This window comes from Mycoplasma sp. AC157 (assembly GCF_054343415.1).
Genome location: NZ_JBTGVE010000012.1, coordinates 1 through 20,110, shown reverse-complemented (window position 1 = coordinate 20,110; position 20,110 = coordinate 1). Strand labels below are relative to the sequence as shown.

Annotated in this window: 23 protein-coding genes; 3 read left to right on the top strand and 20 right to left on the bottom strand. The window is 24.3% G+C overall.

All coding sequences use genetic code 4. The features are described 5' to 3' along the window. The 18 genes from ACXX84_RS02610 to prfA all read right to left on the bottom strand — a co-directional run bounded on the left by ACXX84_RS02610 (window position 1) and on the right by prfA (window position 14,112). A complete protein-coding gene (locus tag ACXX84_RS02610; RefSeq protein WP_458560610.1) occupies window positions 1-1,224 on the bottom strand; it encodes a Y-family DNA polymerase in 1,224 nt (407 codons plus the stop codon). Window positions 1,225-1,237: 13 nt separating this feature from the next. After that, window positions 1,238-1,453: a phosphopantetheine-binding protein gene (locus ACXX84_RS02605; RefSeq protein WP_436358905.1), complete on the bottom strand. Its 216-nt coding sequence runs from the start codon at window positions 1,451-1,453 to the stop codon at window positions 1,238-1,240. Window positions 1,454-1,461: 8 nt separating this feature from the next. Next, complete coding sequence (locus ACXX84_RS02600) at window positions 1,462-1,911, bottom strand: MHO_1590 family protein (RefSeq protein WP_458572855.1); 450 nt, start codon at window positions 1,909-1,911, stop codon at window positions 1,462-1,464. Further along, window positions 1,871-3,025, bottom strand: a complete 1,155-nt coding sequence (locus tag ACXX84_RS02595; RefSeq protein WP_458572854.1) for an MHO_1580 family protein — start codon at window positions 3,023-3,025, stop codon at window positions 1,871-1,873. The genes ACXX84_RS02600 and ACXX84_RS02595 overlap by 41 nt, the downstream gene beginning before the upstream one ends. Then, on the bottom strand, window positions 2,994-3,341 hold the full coding sequence (locus ACXX84_RS02590; RefSeq protein WP_436358902.1) for an MG284/MPN403 family protein: 348 nt from the start codon (window positions 3,339-3,341) through the stop codon (window positions 2,994-2,996). The genes ACXX84_RS02595 and ACXX84_RS02590 overlap by 32 nt, the downstream gene beginning before the upstream one ends. Before the next feature lie 237 nt (window positions 3,342-3,578). After that, the gene (locus ACXX84_RS02585) at window positions 3,579-4,121 is read right to left on the bottom strand and encodes a DJ-1/PfpI family protein (protein ID WP_458557340.1); all 543 of its coding nucleotides are present in this window, start codon (window positions 4,119-4,121) and stop codon (window positions 3,579-3,581) included. Between the two features lie 9 nt (window positions 4,122-4,130). Next, window positions 4,131-4,955 (bottom strand): ribosome biogenesis GTPase YlqF, encoded by an 825-nt coding sequence (gene ylqF / locus ACXX84_RS02580; RefSeq protein WP_458557341.1) that lies wholly within the window; start codon window positions 4,953-4,955, stop codon window positions 4,131-4,133. Between the two features lie 75 nt (window positions 4,956-5,030). Next, window positions 5,031-5,720, bottom strand: coding sequence for a 50S ribosomal protein L1 (gene rplA, locus ACXX84_RS02575; RefSeq protein WP_436358899.1), 690 nt, complete (start codon window positions 5,718-5,720; stop codon window positions 5,031-5,033). Between the two features lies 1 nt (window position 5,721). Further along, a complete protein-coding gene (gene rplK, locus ACXX84_RS02570; RefSeq protein ID WP_436358898.1) occupies window positions 5,722-6,303 on the bottom strand; it encodes a 50S ribosomal protein L11 in 582 nt (193 codons plus the stop codon). A gap of 109 nt (window positions 6,304-6,412) precedes the next feature. After that, window positions 6,413-6,859 (bottom strand): RpiB/LacA/LacB family sugar-phosphate isomerase, encoded by a 447-nt coding sequence (locus tag ACXX84_RS02565; RefSeq protein WP_436358897.1) that lies wholly within the window; start codon window positions 6,857-6,859, stop codon window positions 6,413-6,415. Between the two features lies 1 nt (window position 6,860). Further along, a complete protein-coding gene (locus tag ACXX84_RS02560) occupies window positions 6,861-7,349 on the bottom strand; it encodes a Sua5/YciO/YrdC/YwlC family protein (protein WP_458560616.1) in 489 nt (162 codons plus the stop codon). Continuing rightward, on the bottom strand, window positions 7,328-8,431 hold the full coding sequence (gene dnaJ / locus ACXX84_RS02555) for a molecular chaperone DnaJ (protein ID WP_436358895.1): 1,104 nt from the start codon (window positions 8,429-8,431) through the stop codon (window positions 7,328-7,330). Before dnaJ ends, ACXX84_RS02560 begins: the two co-directional genes overlap by 22 nt. A gap of 51 nt (window positions 8,432-8,482) precedes the next feature. Further along, on the bottom strand, window positions 8,483-9,694 hold the full coding sequence (locus ACXX84_RS02550) for an endonuclease/exonuclease/phosphatase family protein (protein WP_458557345.1): 1,212 nt from the start codon (window positions 9,692-9,694) through the stop codon (window positions 8,483-8,485). Window position 9,695: 1 nt separating this feature from the next. After that, entirely contained in the window at window positions 9,696-10,070 is a 375-nt protein-coding gene (locus ACXX84_RS02545; RefSeq protein ID WP_458557346.1) for a hypothetical protein, read from the bottom strand. Continuing rightward, window positions 10,061-11,464, bottom strand: coding sequence for a glutamate--tRNA ligase (gltX, locus tag ACXX84_RS02540; RefSeq protein WP_458572853.1), 1,404 nt, complete (start codon window positions 11,462-11,464; stop codon window positions 10,061-10,063). The genes ACXX84_RS02545 and gltX overlap by 10 nt, the downstream gene beginning before the upstream one ends. Window positions 11,465-11,598: 134 nt before the next feature. Next, on the bottom strand, window positions 11,599-12,315 hold the full coding sequence (locus ACXX84_RS02535) for a hypothetical protein (protein WP_458560618.1): 717 nt from the start codon (window positions 12,313-12,315) through the stop codon (window positions 11,599-11,601). Next, window positions 12,309-13,040 (bottom strand): peptide chain release factor N(5)-glutamine methyltransferase, encoded by a 732-nt coding sequence (locus ACXX84_RS02530; protein WP_458560619.1) that lies wholly within the window; start codon window positions 13,038-13,040, stop codon window positions 12,309-12,311. The genes ACXX84_RS02535 and ACXX84_RS02530 overlap by 7 nt, the downstream gene beginning before the upstream one ends. Beyond that, entirely contained in the window at window positions 13,033-14,112 is a 1,080-nt protein-coding gene (prfA, locus tag ACXX84_RS02525) for a peptide chain release factor 1 (RefSeq protein ID WP_458560620.1), read from the bottom strand. Before prfA ends, ACXX84_RS02530 begins: the two co-directional genes overlap by 8 nt. Before the next feature lie 489 nt (window positions 14,113-14,601). Between prfA and ACXX84_RS02520 the strand changes: the two genes are divergently transcribed. The 3 genes from ACXX84_RS02520 to dnaK all read left to right on the top strand — a co-directional run bounded on the left by ACXX84_RS02520 (window position 14,602) and on the right by dnaK (window position 18,424). Further along, window positions 14,602-15,282, top strand: a complete 681-nt coding sequence (locus ACXX84_RS02520; protein ID WP_458559260.1) for a hypothetical protein — start codon at window positions 14,602-14,604, stop codon at window positions 15,280-15,282. Then, window positions 15,263-16,507 carry an HNH endonuclease signature motif containing protein gene (locus ACXX84_RS02515; RefSeq protein ID WP_458561042.1) on the top strand — a complete coding sequence of 415 codons (1,245 nt, stop codon included), beginning with the start codon at window positions 15,263-15,265 and terminating at the stop codon, window positions 16,505-16,507. Before ACXX84_RS02520 ends, ACXX84_RS02515 begins: the two co-directional genes overlap by 20 nt. Window positions 16,508-16,633: 126 nt before the next feature. Next, window positions 16,634-18,424, top strand: coding sequence for a molecular chaperone DnaK (gene dnaK / locus ACXX84_RS02510; protein ID WP_458572852.1), 1,791 nt, complete (start codon window positions 16,634-16,636; stop codon window positions 18,422-18,424). Between the two features lie 805 nt (window positions 18,425-19,229). Here the strand turns inward: dnaK and ACXX84_RS02505 are convergent. Both ACXX84_RS02505 and ACXX84_RS02500 read right to left on the bottom strand, forming a co-directional pair. Next, window positions 19,230-19,886, bottom strand: a complete 657-nt coding sequence (locus tag ACXX84_RS02505; RefSeq protein ID WP_458572851.1) for a hypothetical protein — start codon at window positions 19,884-19,886, stop codon at window positions 19,230-19,232. Between the two features lie 31 nt (window positions 19,887-19,917). After that, window positions 19,918-20,110 (bottom strand): hypothetical protein (locus ACXX84_RS02500; protein WP_458572850.1); only part of this gene is annotated, 193 nt, incomplete at its 5' end.

The following is a 20,110-nucleotide window of genomic DNA, read 5'->3' as shown; positions in this document are numbered from 1 at the left end:
CTATTTCTTTACACCAAAACCTTTATAAGTAGTTTCTTTATTTTTAATTTTATTATCTTTATGTTCAGATAATGACATAAAGGTTTTTTTATAAAATTTATTATTTAATTTTGTTATTAAATTTTGAATTTTTTTATTTTCTCCTTCTTCTTCAATTATGCTTATTTGTGAAAAACTTGCAACCAAATTATTAAAACCACAAGTAATAAACTTAACTGGTTGTTCATTTCATATTTGATCTAGCATTTTGCTTAAATGATTATAAACAACTTCTTCATTATTTGTTAAATTAGAAAGAGTCAATTTTTTGGATTTTTTTTCTAAATCTGTATAAATCACTAAAAATAAATTTTTTGAAAATAATTGTTTTCTCTGTAAATTAGAACAAATTGTTCTGGAAATATGTTTTATACTTTCTAATAAAACTTTTCTTTCTGTAACCCAATTATCAGCATCAAAAGATATTTGTTGTGAAATTCCTTTAGGTTCTTCATACTTATAATTTACAAAATCATCACCGTTGTTTTCTAAATTATTTAAAAGATCGAAATCTCTTTTATGAACCTTTTGATTTATTGCTAAATCTTTTTTTATTTTTTTATAAAAATCTTCAATAGTATAAATTTTTAAATTTTGAAATTTGATATAGGAAGATTTTCCTATACCATAACATTTATCGATTGATAATGGTAAAATTTCTTTTTTAATATCTTTTTGCTCTAATATTTTTAAACCAAATGGTTTAGCTAAATTGGTTGCCATTTTTGCCAAAAATTTATTATAAGAAACACCAATTGTAATAGGCAAATCTAAAAATTTTTTTACATCATTTTGAATAGAAGAAATCATAAAATTTAAATTGTTATTAAATTTTTTAACTAATTCAGTAGCATCCATAAAACACTCATCAATAGAAATGATTTCAATTTTTTTTGTATATTTTCTTTTTAAAAAATCAAAAAAATTTTCAGATTCTTTTAAATATAAATTATAGTTTGGTTCCACAACAACTATATTTGGAATTATTTCTTTTACTTTTGACAATAATCAAGGAACTTTAGCACCTTTATTTTTCGCTTCGTAAGACAACGAAACAACAATAGAATTTTTTCTATTGTAAGCTATAGCAATTTCTTTTTTTTCTAAAAGTTTATTATTCTTTCTCTCTGCAGACACAAAGAAAGAATCTATATCAATATGTAATATAACTTTTTTATTTGACATTTTATAATGTATTTTATTGTTTCTTTTCTTCTAAAAGAACTATAACGTCTTTTATTTTTGATATTTTCATTAATTCTTCATCTGAAATAGATATTGATAATTCACTTTCAATATCTGTTATCATTTCAACTAAGTCAAGAGAATCAACTCCAATTTCAAAAATATCACTTTCTTCAGTGAATTTTTTATTTGTAATTTTTTTTAATTTTTCAAAAACGAAATCTTTCATAAAATAAATTATATATCATTATTTTCTATATTTAAATGATAATTTTTATAAACTTTTTGATCTTCATTAATCCAAATAAACTCTACTAAAACACTTTTTTTATTTTCGTATTTGTAATTGAACTTTATATCACCATAAGACACACCAAGTCTTTTTATAATATCTGTTATAAAAAAAGAAATCATTTTATCATTTATTACAGGTTCTCCATTTTCAATTTCAATATAATCATAATATTCTCTTGCATCAACTTCTGGGAAAATATCATTTTCAGTTAAGAAAAATGATTCGTTATTATTTGTAATTTTTTTATTTTTTGAAGAATCTTCGCTTTTTAAAGCTAAATATATAACTGGGATAGTTATAGCAATAACAGAAGCAACAGAAAGAGAAGAGTATAAAATTATTTTTTTCTTTTTAAAGAGAATTTCCTTTATTTTCGACAATTTCTTCTTCATCTTTTTTGTATAATTTTTTTAATCCATCAAGAGTAATTGTAGTATCTAATAAAAATTTAAATTGACTATTTTTTATTAGATAATGATCCACTTCTGAAATTCTAGGTTCTTTATAACTAGAAATATAAAATTTTACTTTTCCATCATTTTTATCTAAAAATTTATGTTTAATTTTTTGTTTATAACTCAAAGTGATGTCTTCGAAATCTTTATTTATATCAATTTTAATGCGTGGAAAGATTTCTCCTGAGAAATTATAGGGAATAATAAAACCTCGCTTAGAATAACTATTTATGCCCTTTACAGTGGTTTTTTTCTCAAAATCATAATATGTATTATCTACAATTTTGATTTTTCCTATAACTTTTTTACCATTAATAAACTCAACTTTATCATTTTTTTCAAAATATAAATTTAGTTTTTCTTGATTTTCGATTGGTAAGTTTTCAACAAACTTAGGTTTTAAATTTAAATCTCTTTCTATAAGTTCTTCATTATATGCATCGTTATATGCAACTACATCAAATAACGTTTCGTTGTATTCTCCTACTTTTAGTTTTGTAGGATAAAATACTAAATTGTTATAAAGTAATTTATCATAAGAATTTTGATATTTATCATTTATAGTGTTTGCAAAACTTGAAGTTCTAAGAGCTTTAACTGATTTAAATATAATACTATCATCTACAAAAAAATCTTTTTGTAAAAGTGGATTTTTAACTAATTTTAATTGAGTTACAATTAAAGGATCTTCTTTCTTATTTTCTATTGAACTAATTAAACTTAAAGTTTTAATATCTGAAAAAGTATTTTTTTTAAATTCCAAAAACGGAATTATAAAATTTTCATAAGATTCCTCATTTATCTCTTTAATTACAGAAAAATCTAAAGGTTGGTTATTTAATTGGATACTAAATTCTACTTTCTTTTGATTTCTAGAAAAATATGTAGATTTAATTGAAAATGTATCATCAATAATGTTTCTTTTGATTTCTATAAAATGTCTTTCACCCATTGGTGTATTTTTAGAAATGATTTTACTTTTTTTAACTTCAAAAACTGATTCTATTTCATTTATTTCTTTATACTCAGATAGATGCTGGATATTGTCCATATAAGTAAAATAAGAATCTGTCGATTGCTTTGTTGATATTTTTATAGTATGTACTTTTTGATCAATGTTTTTTAAATCAGTTTTTGTTATTTTCAAGAAATTCTTTTCTTAAAATATAAGAATATTCTGGTTCAATTAAGTCCATTATTTTTTCAAAAATAGAAACTGGTTTTTCAGCAACAATTTTATTTTGATTATTTGGATCTAAATTTATTTCTAAACTTTGTTCTAGTTTTAATTTATTATGCATTAAAATAATTAATTCCATAAATTTTCTTTTCTCTACGAAAGTAATGATTCTATGTAATTTTGCCATGTTTTTTTTCTCCTTTTTTGGGTAATTTTTTAATATTCTACCCATTATAATTTTTAAATATTTTTAAAAAAATCATAAAAAAAGGAAAAAATTAGGAAAAATAGGGCAATTTTCCTAATATTTTTGACACTTTTTGGTTTTTTGAACTAAATATTGAAATTAAATTTTTATATTTCTTATTGATAGTTGTCATATTAAAATGTTTTAATTTAAAACTATAAAAATTATGTTTATTTTTTATCCTGTTAGTTGTTTTAAAATTTGTTTTTTAATTTCAATTCCTTGAATAATTTCAATTATTTTTAGTGAAAATTCCAATGAATAAAAAGCACTTTTAGCGGTTATAATTTTATCAAAATGCACTATGTTTTTGTCTTGGAATTTTTCCCCTTTTTTAGATTCATTTGGAAAACCTACATATTCAGTTTTATCATCAAAAATTTTTGTTTCAAAAAGAGCATTTGGTGCATCACAAATAGCAAAAATTCATTTTTTATTTTCTAAAAAATGATTGACTATATTTAAATTTTTAAAATCTTTTCTTAAATAAGTTGCTCCCTTACCGCCTGGAATAAAAATAGCTGAAAATTCACTTAAATCAATTTCTTTTTTAGTTTGTATTTTTACAATTTTGTGTTGTCCTATATATTCTCTTGATTCGTTATTATTATAAAAAATTATTTCAGAAAAAGTTTTCGCTCTTTCTAAAGTTGTAGTTACAGCAGTTAATTCAAAATCTTGAAAATCATCTTGAACTAAAACAAGTAATTTATTATTCATTTTTCCTTTCTAATCATATGTAACATTTGTAAGTTTTCGTAAATATATTATAAATCATTGCATAGTTTTTTCTAAGTCTGGTTGATTATTTTTAGTTAGAAAAAGTTTAATTTTTCCTAGCTTGTATAAATTATTATAAATTTCTGTTTCATCGGTTGAAGGAGTTAAACCTAAGTCAATAATTTTATTTGGATAATATTCAGAAAGAAGTTTATAACCGAAATTAAAAAAATCTTTTTTTGGTATTATTTCAGGTTTAATTGAACCGATTATAGCTAACTTTATCCCTATTAATTCATCTTGAAATTTAGGTCATAAAATACCAGGAGTATCTAATAATTGTATATCACCTGCATTTATCCACTGTTGTCCTTTTGTTACTCCTGGCATATCTCCAACTTTAGTTTTTGCATTTGAAATTAAATTAATTAATGTAGATTTTCCACTATTAGGAACACCCATAATAAAAACTCTTAATCGTGGTTTTAGTAAACCTTTTGCAGAATCTTTTTTTCTCTTATCTTCCAATCGGTCATTAATAGCTTTTAAAATTATTTTTTTGCTGCTATTTTCTTTTAAATTAACAAAAATTACTTTTGAATTTTCACTATTAAATCTTGATAAAATTTTATTTATTTTACTTCTATCTGACATATCACTTTTTGTAATTACAAACAACCTAGGCTTAGAAGGGGATATTTTATCAAATTCTTCATTGTAACTACTTATTGGAGCTCTACCATCTAAAACAATTAAAAACAAGTCTGCTAAAACTTGTTTTTCTTGTATTTGTTTCATCGCTTTTGCCATATGGCCTGGGAATCATTGAATCATATCAATTATTATAATGTATTTTTAAAAAAATAAGAAAGAAAAATTTCCTAATTTATAGGAAATTTCTGTATATTATTAATCAAACTTGATTTTAATTGAAGGTCCCATAGAAGCAGAAACTGTTAAGTTTAAAATATATGCACCTTTAACTACACTTGGTTTTAATTTTTTAATTAATGAAATTAATGTTTGTGCATTTTCTGCTAATGCTTGTGCACTCATTGAAGTTTTTCCAATTAATGAGTGAACAATACCAGATTTATCTGCTCTATAGTTTGCTTTACCTTTTTTAAGTTCTTCTACAGCTTTTGAAGGTGTAGGAGTAACTGTTCCAGTTTTTGGGTTAGGCATTAATCCTTTTGGTCCAAGTTTTTTACCATATTTACCTAAAACAGGCATCATTTTTGGATCAACTACCATTACATCAAAATCAAATAAATCATTTTTTAAAGCTTCTTCTAATTCACCTGTTGTATAAACTAAATCTGCTCCTACTTCTTTTGAAGATTTTTGCATATCAGGATTATCTGTTGCTACTAAAACTCTAATATTTTTTCCTGTTCCGTTAGGTAATACAACAGCACCTCTTAATTGTTGGTCTGCTTTTCTTGTGTCTAAATTTAATCTAATTGCTAAATCTACTGATGCATCAAATTTTGCATATGAAGTTTTCTTTACTAACTCCATTGCTTCTTCTAAAGAATAAACTTTATCTTTTTCTACAAGTTCTCTTGCAGATTGAAGTTTTTTACCAATTTTTCTCATATTAGTTTTCTTCACTTTCTTGTTTTTCTTTTATAACTTCTGCATCTACAAAACCTTTATTTTCTGCAGCAGCTTTTGCATCTTCTTCTAATTTAGCAGCTGAAGCAGCAGCTTTTGCATTTGCTTTAGCTTGTTTTTCAGCTTCTTTTTTAGCAGCCACAACATCGTCTCAACCTTCAACTAAAACACCCATATTTTTAGCTGTTCCTGCAATTGTTTGCATAGCTTTATCCAATGAATCTGTGTTTAAATCAACTAATTTGTATTGTGCTATTTCTTTTAATTGTTCTAAAGTAATTGTAGCAACAATTTTAGTTTTAGAATTTGAAGAACCTGATTGAATTTTAGCTGCTTGTTTAATTTTATATGAAGCAGGTGAAGTGAATAATTTAAAATCAAATGATTTATCTTTATATATTGTGATAGCTACAGGAACTGGTTCGCTCCCTCTATCTCTTGTTTGATCGTTAAATTGCTTTGTAAATTCAGGCATAACAATACCTAAACCAGCTAATGCAGGACCAGGTTTAGCTTGTCCAGCATTAAATTGCAATTTAGCAACACGAACTATTTCTTTTGCCATTGCGAGCTTCCTTTCTTTCTCTTGGTGGTAATAACGATTTCTCTTCCACTAAGGCAATATAAATATTGCAATTAAAATTTTACCATATTTTGCTTTTTTTAAATTAAAATTAATCTAATTTATCTAACTCATCAATTCTTGCTTGATGTCTTCCGCCTTCGTATTTAGTTTCAAAATACTCATCGACCATTTTTTTTGCTTCTTCAAAAGTTGTAAATCTACCACTTAAAGCAATTGCATTTGCGTTATTGTGTAATTTTGCTAAATAAGCATCGTTAACATTTGTAATTCTTGCTGCTCTAACTCCTTTGAATCTATTTAAAGCATATGAAATTCCAAGTCCTGTTCCACAAAAACCCATTCCTATGTCTGCTTTTTTGCTTTGTAAGTATTTTCCAAGTTTTTTACCATATGTTGCATAGGATACTGATTCTACTCCGTTAAAAGGGCCTAAATCTTCTACTTCGTATCCTTTGGATTTTACATATTCTAAAACTTTTACTTTTAAATCATAACCAGCATGATCACTTGCGAATGCTACTCTAATTTTTTCCATACTATCTTAATCTTTCCAATGTTTCTACTTTTATAATTTGTGAAGGTTCGTTGCTTCCTTCTCCAAAATTATAAACTTGTTTTATTTTATTAAAAACTTTTTGTGCTTCTTTTATAGTTAAATTTTTTTGACCAGAAATATTTGCACTCGTTACTCAACAAGGACCAGTTTTTTCCAAAAATGCCTGTAATCCCTTTTGATTTGGCATTCTAAAACCTTGATTATTAACAATTAAAGTTATATTTCCGGGTCAAAATTTCTTAGCCAACTCTTCTGCTTGTGAATTTCATTCTCAAAATTCTCTTGCTTGTTCTATAGAAGCAACTAAAATTATTATTTTTTTATTTATATCTCTTTGTTTAAGTTCATATAAAAGATCTATTTTTTTTGTTTTTACAGGAATACCTATGCCAACAACGGTATCCGTTGTAGTAATAAATACATCTTTATATTTGTCAATTTCATTCATTAATCAAAATCTTTCAATCATTTATTTTTTCGATCATCTTTTACACCTGAAAAAATTGATTCCATTGCTTTTTTCTCTGAATTTGATAATTTTGGAACATATAATTGTAAGTGAATTTTTAAGTTTCCATAAGAATTATTTTTTGGATTTTTAGAACCTTTATTTTTTACAGTTAATACATCACCTGATTTATAAGAATTATTCATTCTAATCTCTTCATTTCCATATGGTGTTGGAATTGTGATAAGATTTTCAGAAATAATATCAATTACAGAAACTGGCACAGTTAAATGAATATCATCACCAACTCTTGTGTAATGTATATGATCTCTAACAGTTATTTCTATATATAAATCTCCATTTTGCCCACCATTTAATCCGGGACCACCATATCCATTTAAAACTACAGATTGCCCTTCCTTAATACCTGCAGGAATAGAAACTGTCAACTCTTTACTTTCTTTTACAATTCCTTTACCGGAACATAATTTACATAATTTTTGAATTCTTTTCCCTTTACCGGAACAATCAGAACAAGTTGCACTATTTTGAATGGCTCCAAAAGGTGTTTTAATAACTTTTGTAACACTTCCTGTTCCACCACAAGTACTACATTTCTTAATATCTGCTGTAGAATTTGCACCACTACCGTGACAATTATTACATGTGCTATATTTATCGAATTTTCTCTTTATACTTGTTCCTAAAATTGATTCAAGAAAACTTATTGAATATTCAATTTTATAATCTGAACCATCTTCTGGATAATTTTCTCTTGATTTTCTTCTGCCAAATCCACCAAAAATATCTCCAAAAAAGTCACTGAATCCACTGAATCCACCAAAATTTCCAAATCCACCAAAGCCTGCTTGTGCATTTGGATCAAAAGCATCATGACCATATTGATCATATTGTGCTCTTTTTTCTGGATTTGATAAAACTTCATATGCTTCATTTACTTCTTTAAATTTCTCTTCTGCATCTGTTTCTTTATTTTTATCTGGGTGATATTTCATAGCTAATTTTCTATAAGCTATTTTTATTTCTTTATCTGTTGCGTTTTTATTTATTTCTAATACTTCATAATAATCTCTTTTTTTCATAAATAAAATTTTAGCACATTTTATATTAGAGTGCTAAAATTTTGTATATTATTATTCGTCTATGTCATCTTTTGATACATCTAAATCTGTATAAACTAAGGTGTGATCGCTAATTTTTAAAATTCAATTTTGTAAGTTATCCTTTGAAGGTTTTTTATCAACTTTTTTCTTTCATTCTTTTTCTTCAATAATATTTTTTTTAAAGACAGAAAATATATCAAATCTTTGAGCGTTAGAAGTTTTTAAATCACCTTTATAAAGGATTTTATCATATGGTTCTGATCATTGTCGAGATCTGCCAAGACTTGTTTCTAAATTTCAATCAAGTAATGTTTTATAACCTGCTTTAATTGTTAAATCAAATGCTTTTGCTCCGTTATTTTCCTTTATATTTGTATCTCCCATAAAGAAAATATCGTTATTTTTGCCATCTTGTAAATCAAATCAATTTAAAACATTTTTTAACTCTTTAGCTTCATTTATTTCAAATTGACCTTGACCGGAATAACCGCTCGCTGCTGGTTCAACACCTCTTTTTTGTCCTGGAGAATCAAAGTGAGAGAATACTACGGTAAAATCATTATGTTTTTGATTTTTAACTCTAAAATGTGCTCCATATGGCGGTCTTGCATAAACGGTTTTTTCTTTTTTATTAAAGTAAGAAGTAAATTCTGGGTTTGGATAAGGAATTCCTAAATAAGGGTTTTTATTGTTTTGATATCCAGCAAATGGAATTGGTTCTAAAAATTTATTTTTATAAACTATACCTATATATTCTTGCTGTGATTCTTTACCTTTACCAAATAATTTAGGACTTAATAAATATTTTCAATCTCCATCAGGATCATATTCTTTTAATTTTTCAATTATTTTAGAAACAGCAAGTTCATTATTTTCATTATCAATTGTAACTTCAGTTAAACCAACTAAGGAAAGATTTTCATGATTAATAATTTTTGCTATTGCTTCATTTTTTCAATCTTGTTTTCCAGTGTGATTTAAAATATTTCAATGACCAATTCTTATTTTATCAAATCATAATTCTTGATTATTATCTGTTTTTTTGTTTAAATCATTATTTTTTTTGTATTCTTTTTGTCCTTTTTCATCGTTACTTGGAATAGAAGAGTTAATATTCTCTTTTGACGGTTGTTCCTGTTGTGTCTGTTTTGTAATAGGTTCTTGATGTGTTTGTTTTGAACCACATGAAGTAAAAACTAAAGGTAAAGAAAGAAAAGAAAATCATTTAATTCATTTTTTCATTTTATCTATTTATAAATAATTCTATTTGAAAACTTGAAATGTATTCTTCTTTAGCAGAAAATAAATCGTAATAAAAGGAAATAAAATTTTCTTCTCTTTCTAATTTTGTCATTTTATAAATGAAATCTAACTCACCATATTCAGTTTTAAAAGGACATACTTTTTCTTTATTTAACTCTAAATTAACAGTTGCATGACTTTGAAAAATATTAACTTTGTTTTTTGAAACTTCAATTCTTATAGCAATATTTGTATTTGGATCTTTAAAAATAAATGCATCAAATTCTTCTCATTTATCTAATTCTAAAGGAGAAATAAATTCAATTACTTTTTTATCATCATCCTTGATAATTGTTGAAACAAATTTTATAGTCATTTTTTCAATCTCTCTTTAATAATGTTTTCTCCAAATAAATAAATACTTTTTGCTAATTCTGGTCCATGTTGTTCAAGAGTGGAAGCAATTCTAATTGGTAAAAATAAATTCTTTCCAGATAATTTTGTTTGTTCTTTTGTTAAATCTATTGCTTTTTGAATATTATCAATTGAAAAATTTAAATTATTTAAATGACTGTAAAAAACAAAAATAACTTCTAAATTTATAGGGTTTTCCTTTATAAATGTTTCTGTTAAATCTTTTGGAAACTTGTAAATTCTTAAATTATTTTTAATTTCATTTAAAGTAGCAGCACTTTGTTTATATGTTTCTACAAATAATTCATTTCAATCAGAATCACTATTTAGTTGTAATTGTTCTTTTAAAATAGTGTTGCTTTGATTTTTCATATATTGTTTAGAAAATCATTCCATTTTCTTAATATCAAATTTTGAAGGAGATTTAGACAATCTATTTTCATCAAATTTTTCAATTAATTCTTTGTGACTTAAGATTTCCTGTGCATCTTCACTTGTTCATCCAAGTAATGCTAAGAAGTTAAAAATAGCTTCAGAAATATAACCTTCATTTTTATAATCTTCAATAAACTGTTTTAAACTTAAATCTCTTTTAGAAAGTTTTTTTCCTTCCATATTAGTAATTATTGTTAAGTGTCCAAATTCTGGTGTTTCTCAACCAAAAGCATCATATACTGAAAGTTGTTTAGGTGTATTTGTAATATGTTCTTCTCCTCTTAAAACATGGGTAATTTCCATATCATGATCATCAACTACAACTGCAAAATTATAAGTTGGAAATCCATCGGATTTTTTTATTACTCAATCACCAATATCATTTGAATTTACAGAAATTTGTCCTCTTACAATATCATTTCAAGCGTAATCTTTATTAGGTTTAAGAGCTAATCTTACTGAATATTCTTTATTTTTTTCTCTTGTTTCTTTTTCTTCTTCAGAAATTTTTAGCCAATTTCTATCATATCTAAAGCTGAAAATTCCTTGTTTTTCTTGTTCTTGTCTTTGTTGATCTAATTCTTCTGAAGTATCATATGCTTTATAAGCAAGGTTTTTAGAAATTAATCAATCTACTAATTCATTGTATCTATCAAGTTTTTCACTTTGTCTGTATTTTCCGTATTTTGAATTAGGATTTATTGGTGATTCATCTGGAATAATACCTAATCATTTTAGATTATTTAATTGTGATTCTTCTCCTCCTTCAACATTTCTCGAAACATCAGTATCTTCAATTCTTAAAACAAATTCTCCACTATAATGCTTAGCAAATAAGTATGAAAATAAAGCTGTTCTTGCTCCACCTATATGGAGATATCCTGTTGGACTTGGTGCATATCTAGTTCTTATTTTTTTCATTGTTTCTCCTTAGTTATTAATTTATAAATAATTATATTTTATTTTTTTAAAAAAATTGAATAAATGCAATAAAACTTCTTTATTTATTTTCAAGATAAAAGCAAACTTCCTTTTTGAAAGTTTGCTAATTTTGATTAATTATTTCAATTCTTATTTAAATAAAAATTTATTGAATATCAAAGAATAAAAGGATAAAAATCTTTATCATTTTTATAAATTTTTGTATCATTAACTTTTATGTAAGATTTTCCAAAGTATAGTCTATTATAAAATCAAAAAGTACAAGTTATTATATTAATAAATTTTTCTTTTTCATCTTTTATTTTTTCATTAAAATCTATTTTGTTTTGATCTATATAATTTAAAAGTTTAAAAGAAATATTTTCCTCTTTTTTGTAAAATTCAACGACTTCATTTTCTTCAAAATAAAAATCTTTACTTAAATATTTTTCAAAATAAACTAAGTCATTTTGATTTACTTCAATTTGATCTCAGTTTGCTTTTTTCTTTTCTTTTTTTAATTTTATTTTATAAACTATAAATGAAATAAAAGTTAAAAACAAAATATAAGCAATAGAAACAATAAATAATATAACATTGATATTAAAAGTTTTAGAATTAAAAAAATCAATAATCAAAAAACCTATTCCAAATATTAAACAAATAATTTCAAAAAATAAATAGATAATATCAAAATAAGAAATTTTTTTATTTGTAATAAGAAATTTTTTTCATAATTTTAAATCTACATTTTTTAAATTAATTATGTTCTTATATCTAATAAAAGTGATTGAAATTGTTAAAATTGTTGCTACAAGAATTGCTAAGAAAGTTATTATATAAGCTATCATTTTTCTCCTTTTTTAATTATAACTATTCTGTTTTTTTGATTAATATCTTTTTTTATTTCTATATTTAAATTTTCAAGAGACTTAAAATAATCTAAATTTCAATCTGAAATTTCAAATATAAGAATTCCTTCCTTTTTTAAAAAAGATTTACCATCATTAATAATTTTTTTATAAAAGTAATTTCCATCTTCTTTTGCAAATAATGCATTGTGATTTTCTCATTCTAAAACAGAGTGATCCAGTTTTATATTTTCAGGTATATATGGGGGATTAGAAATAATTAAATCATACTTTTCATTCGGATCTAATTTTTGAAATAGATTAGATTTAATTACTTTAATTTTTGAAGAAAATAAACAATTTTCCTTTATATTAGTCAAAATTTTACTTATAGCATTTTCATCATTATCAACTAAAGTCACTTCACAACCTATCTCATCAAAAATGGTTAATCCTATAAAACCAGATCCTGCACACATATCTAAAACTTTAGAATTTTTATTCAAAAATTTTAAAGATTCATTAATAACTTCTTCTGTTTCATATCTTGGGATTAAAACCTTATCGTCTGTAATTAAAAATTTTAGTCTGTCCATTTGAACAAAACCAATAATTTGTTGAATAGGCATTGAAGTTTTTAATTTATTTTCTTCTTCATTAGTAATTATTAATGGTAAATTATTTCTTATTTTTTCTCGTAATAAAGCTTCTCTTCTTTTATTCAAGTCCTGCATTTTGAATCTTTTCTGCTTGTTCTTCCGCTAATAAAGCTTCGATAATTGGATTTAATTGACCTGCTACAACATTTTTTAAAGATGTAGAAAAACCAATTCTATGATCTGTTATTCTATCTTGTGGATAATTATAAGTTCTTATCTTTTCACTTCTTGCACCAGAACCAGCTAATTTTCTAAAAGCACCTTCTACTTCTTGTTTTTTTCTAATTTCTAAGTCATAAAGTCTTGATTTTAAAATTTTCATTGCTAATTCTCTGTTGGCTATTTGGCTTCTTCCATCTTGAGAAGTAGCAATAACACCTGTAGGAATGTGTGTTATTCTTACAGCAGAATCTGTTGTATTAACGGATTGACCACCTGCACCAGAAGATCTAAAAGTATCTACTCTAATATCGTTTGGATTAATTTCAATTTCAACATCTTCATCTGCTTCAGGCATTACAGTAACTGTTGCAGTTGAAGTGTGAACTCTACCTTGAGTTTCAGTTTCTGGAATTCTTTGAACTCTATGAACTCCTGACTCAAACTTAAGTTTTGAATATGCTTTTTCACCACTAATTGAAAAAACTATTTGAGTAAAACCTCCAGCTACAGCAAATGTAGAATCAAGAACCTTTACTGTCATATCATTTGAATCAGCTCATTTATTGTACATTTTAAAAAGGTCACCAGCAAAAATGTTTGCTTCATCGCCGCCAGCTGCCCCTCTTATTTCCATAATAACGTTTCTTTCATCATTTTCATCTTTTGGCAATAATAAAATAATAAGTTCTTTTTCTAAAATAGGCATTTGCTCTTCACAGTTTGTTATTTCAGATTTAGCAAAAGCAATAATTTCTGCATCTTTTTCTGCAAGAAGAAATTTAGCTTCTTTTATAGTGTTTTCAAATGCTAAATATTTGTCAAATGTTTCTACTATGTCTTTGATTGAAGAAATTTCTTTAACAATTTGAGTGTATTTTTTTATATCACTCATTGTTTTTTCATCTAATAAAATTTTATTTAATTCATTATATTTTTCTTTAATTGAAATTAGTGATTTATACATTGAAGTTTCCATATTAATTTTAATTATATAAGAAAACTGCTTTTTTAAAAACTTAAAAGGCGAAAATTTAATTATATTTGTAAAGTTAAAGATTTATTAAAAGTTTTAAAATTTTATTTTACTTTGTAAAAACATTTCCAGTTTTAAACATAAAAAACATTTCTATATAAACAAGGACATAACTTTGGTAAGAAACCAAATTTATGTCCTTGTTTAAGCAAGAGTGAGTTGAAAATAGAGAACATTGAACGGAAATATTATGATCTTTATAAAACTTATTTAGAGAATAATAATAAGTAAAATGCAAAAAATCTGATAGCTACAATATATAGCAAGGTGAGTACTAAATTATAGTTATTACTATGAAAGTAGTGATAACTTTTTTTTATTTGAATTTTGTTTATTTTTTAGTTTATTTCTTTTATTAAACATACAAAAAAATAAAAAAATTTTTATAAAAAATAATTTGAATTATAATAATAATTATATATAGGGAGAAGTATGAAAGAAAAAATTAAAGCAGAACTAATGGAAAAAATAAACAATATTGAAATTCAAGAAAAATCTGGTTTAAACTCTTTTTTAGATGAGTATATTGAAAACAAAATTGAAAAAAATAAAAATAAAATTACAAAAGCGTTTAATTATGCTAACGATGATGAGTGATACACAACAAAAGAAGATATTCAATTTTTTATTGATAATGCAAAAATTCCTAAAGATAAAATAATTTGATGTCCTTTCGACTTACCAGATTCTAATTTTGTTACTGTTTTTAAAAAAAACGGTTACAAAGTGATTTCATCTCATATCTTAGAAAACAAAGATTTTTACAGTTATCAACCAGAACATTTTGACATTATTATCAGCAATCCACCTTTTAGAGGTAAATTTAAATTATTGCAAAGATTGTTAGAATTTAACAAACCTTGAGCACTAATTTTTGGAATTCAAGCATTAAATAGTGAAAAATTTTGTAATGAGTTACAAAAATTTGAAAGAGTTCAATATGTCCATTTAAAAAGGAGAATGTGCTTTACAAAAGATTATTTAAATTATGATGTTTTTAATCTAGATAGACCTTCTTTTGCAAGTATGTGAATAGCAAATAAAATGTTTGAAAAAGATATTCAAGTATGAAAAGGAGTAGATTATAAAAAAGATGGAAAAGAATTTATGTAATAAAAGAAAATTTACTATACTTGTCTCAAAGTCTTTATTTTCAAATTTAACCAAAGAAGCGAATAAAGAAGAATCTGACAAACTATATAGTGATATAAAACTTATTTTAAGTCTAGATAAAAAAATTGATATAAATGATGAAGTAGAATGAAAAAATACAGAAGCAAAGTTTCAGGGTTTAGTTATTGAAGAATTAAATGAATTAATTTATTTTACTCAAAAATTAGGAGAAAATGGTAAACCAAAATCTAGAAACACTTATATTATGCAGAATTTTTTGCCAGTTTTGTTGTTTAGTTATGAAAATAATATAAAAAATATTTCTGTATCATTACATCCTTTAGATTTGTTTTTATATATTGAAGAATTCCCAAAAACAATTTTAAAAGATTTTAAAATTTTTAGTACTTTGGGCATAAAAATTAATTATAGTTTAACAGCAAGACAAAAGAATAATTTGAATACTAAATTTGAAAATATAAAACATTTTCAATTAGAAAAAGAAAATTTAAAAAGGCAAAATAAAAGAAATTTATCAAGTTATATTGAGTATGATGAGTTAAAAAAAGAGATTAAACTATATGCTAAATTTGATGGAGCTAATGCATCAGATTCTTTAATCAGTGCAATAGTAATCAATAAAATATTTGAAAAAGATAAAGATATTAAGAGAAAACTTTTAATTTTAAAAACAAACGAAAAATTATTTGAAATTAAGCAAAATTTATTAAAAATTTTAAAACAAAATAATTTTGAAGTAAATAAACAACCAATCTTTTCTCAACCTATTTTTGATATAACCCACTCTGAAGAAGACTTAAAAAGAAATCAACCTCTTTTTAAAGAAAATATAAAAATTTGATATTGTGAAAATAATTTAAATCCAGATAAATGTTTAGTTTGTGGTTATCAATTTTCAGAACATTTAATTTCAGCACATATACATAGAGTTTCGGATGTAAAAAATGAATTTAAAAATAATAAAATTTCTTTCGATAATGCTAATAAATTGATTGTTGAAGGATGTAATGGTTTTTTACTTTGCCCTACATGCGACAAAGAATTTGAATGAGGAAAAATTTTCTTTGATTTAAATTTATATAAGTTTTTTTCTAATCCAGAAAATAAATATATTACAGAAACTATCAACATAACAACAAACAAAGAAAAATTTGAAGAAAACATTAAAAAACATCTAGTGAGAATTAAAAATTTATCAAAATAAAAGTTGAGTTCCAACTTAATTTTTTTATAAATTTAAAAATTTGGCACTTTTTACTTGTGAGTGCTAAAAAATATGCTATAATGTTTTCATAAATAAAAAAATCACTTATTAAAAAGGAGAATAAATATGGCAAAAGAAATAGTATTAGGAATAGATTTAGGGACAACTAACTCTGTTGTTTCTATAATTGAAGATAAAAAACCTATAGTTTTAGAAAATCCTAACGGAAAAAGAACAACTCCTTCTGTAGTTTCTTTTAAAAATGGAGATATTATTGTTGGAGAAATTGCAAAAAGACAATTAGAAACAAATCCAGATGCAATTGCTTCTATTAAAAGATTGATGGGAACAAGCAAGACTGTAAAAGCAAATGGAAAAGAATACAAACCAGAAGAAATTTCAGCAATGATTCTTTCTTATTTAAAAGAATATGCAGAGAAAAAAATAGGAAAAAAAGTTTCAAAAGCAGTTATTACTGTTCCAGCTTACTTTGATAATGCAGAACGTGAAGCTACCAAAACAGCTGGAAAAATAGCAGGATTAGATGTTTTAAGAATAATAAATGAACCTACAGCAGCTGCTCTTGCTTTTGGACTTGACAAAACAGATAAAGAATTAAAAGTTCTTGTTTATGACTTAGGAGGAGGAACATTTGACGTTTCTGTTCTTGATTTAGCAGCAGGAACATTCGAAGTACTTTCTACAAGTGGAGACAATAGACTTGGTGGAGATGATTGAGACCATGAAATTGTTAAATGACTTTTAGAAAAAATTAAAAATGAATATAAATATGATGCCACAAACGACAAAATGGCAATGGCTAGATTAAAAGAAGAAGCAGAAAAAGCAAAAATTTCTCTTTCTGAACAATCAATCACTACAATTTCATTACCATTTTTAGCAGTTTCTGAAAACGGTCCAATAAATGTAGAATTAGAACTAAAAAGATCAGAATTTGAAGCAATGACTACTTATCTTGTAGATAAAACAAGAAAACCAATTATGGATGCCTTAAAAGAAGCTAAACTGGAAGCTAAAGATTTAGATGAAATTTTATTAGTTGGTGGTTCTACAAGAATCCCTGCTGTTCAAACAATGATTGAACATACATTAGGTAAAAAACCAAATAGAAGCATTAACCCTGATGAAGTTGTAGCAATTGGTGCAGCTATTCAAGGTGGAGTGCTTGCAGGAGAAATTGATGATGTTTTATTATTAGATGTTACCCCTTTAACACTAGGTATTGAAACAATGGGTGGGATTGCAACTCCTTTAATCCCAAGAAACACAACAATTCCAGTAACTAAGTCACAAATTTTCTCAACTGCTTCTGATAATCAACCAGAAGTTACAATTTCTGTAGTTCAAGGTGAAAGACAAATGGCTGCAGATAATAAAGTTCTTGGAACATTTAACTTATCAGGAATCGAACCAGCTCCAAGAGGAGTACCACAAATTGAGGTTTCTTTCTCAATCGATGTTAATGGTATTACAAAAGTTACAGCAAAAGACAAAAAAACAAACAAAGAACAAACAATAACAATTCAAAATACATCTACACTATCTGAAGAAGAAATTCAAAAAATGATAAAAGAAGCCGAAGAAAACAGAGAAGCAGATGCAAAGAAAAAAGAGAAAGTAGAAACAACAGTTAGAGCAGAAACATTAATTTCACAATTAGAAAAATCCTTAACTGAACAAGGAGATAAAATTGACAATTCTCAAAAAGAAATGTTAACAAAACAAATTGAAGAATTAAAAACTTTATTAAAAGAAGAAAAAATTGATGAATTAAAAACAAAATTAGACCAAATAGAACAAGCTGCTCAAGCTTTTGCACAACAAAGTGCTAATTCACAAGCAAACGCTTCAAATGAAGATAATGACTCTTTTAAAGCGGATGTTAAGGAAGAATAATTTAAATAGAAAAAGGTAATTTAATACCTTTTTCTATTTTTAATACCTTTAATTGAGGACCGTAACACATTTTGTGTAAAAATTTCTCAATAGCAAATATTTAAACTAAAATATTTATAAGGAGAAATTTTTTTATGACTAAAAAATTAGAAACTGCTAAAAAACTTTATGAAAAAACAAACCAAAAAACATAAAATTAATTATTTTTCAATAATTCATTAATTGTTTTAAAAGATAAATTTTTTACAATGTTAATTTTATATTTTTTTGGAACAATAGAGAAATTGTATTGAATTTTACTGTTGGATAAATTATAGCTTTCATTTAAATTATAGTTAAAATCCGAATCATTAATTAATGAAAAATCAATAACTTTATTTTCTTCATCAATTTTAGATTTAATTAATACTGATTGTTTTAAATAATTATAATTAGTTTTATATTCTAGTGTTCTATGAATAACAATGCTATTATTTTCAAAAATTTGATCAAATGTTTTATCTTTGAAAAAAATCTTTTCAAATTCTGTTAAAATATCATTTTCGCTTTTTTTAGTTTTGCTATTCTCTTCTGTGTAAAATTCCTTAATAGAAGGAATAATTTTATTTTTAAATTCTTCTTTGTTATTGATAATGTGTATGTCATCATTAAATAAAAGATTATTTTTAAAAATAAGAGAATTAAGTGAATTATTTTTAAAAATTAAAACATCTGATGTAAAAATATTTTGCTCTTTTTGTTTTTGAAATATTAAAGGTCAATAATCTTTAAATAAATTATTTTTAATAAAAAAATTCTCTTTGTATTAAAACTCTTTATATAAATTAAGTAAAATTTTTTCGTTTTCTTCTTTATTTGTTTTAGAAAATACAATTTCTTTATTTTTTTCTGTTTTAATTAATGTAAACCTTTTCTTTTGTGAAACTAATGATGTTTTTCTCGTAGTTTCTCCACTATCAATTCCAGGCAAATTTAAAACTGATATTTCTAAGATATTAAACTTATCAACTATATTTTCATCAATTATAAAATTTAAAAAATCATTAGTATATCATAAAGATTCATTTTCTAATAAAATTAAATTGTTTTGTGTTAATTCATTTTCTAATTTATTTCCATTAAGAAAATCTTGTTCAAACATTTTTGTAATTTGTTCTTTGGTTAATCTATTATTTATATTGAATTTATCATATAATTCATTAATTTTACTAACAATTTTTTCATCAAAATCATCAATAGTTTTTATTATTAATTTTTTTTCATTTAAAAAGTTAAAATTATTTTCTTTGCTTTCAAATAATTTTTCTCTAAATTGATCAAAAATAAAACTATTATTTGCTTTTATATTTTGTTGGTCTTGTTTAATCTTAATGAGATTTTCAAAATAAATTGATTTTACTTTAATTTGCTCAATATATTCTTTTATTTCTTTCTGAGCACAAGAAAATAATGAAAATGTCATCGGAAAACTTAAACTAATTAATATTTTTCTTTTATTTTTTAACCACATAAGTAAATGTTAAATTATCCTCAATTGAATTTTCAAATAAAGAAGATTTATACTTTTTAATAACAAGTCTAAAATTAGACGATTCTGTAACATTATATTCTATCAATTCATCATTTGAATCACTAGAAATAGAACTACTTGGAAGTGTAATAAATTTTGTGTAAAAATTTCTCAAT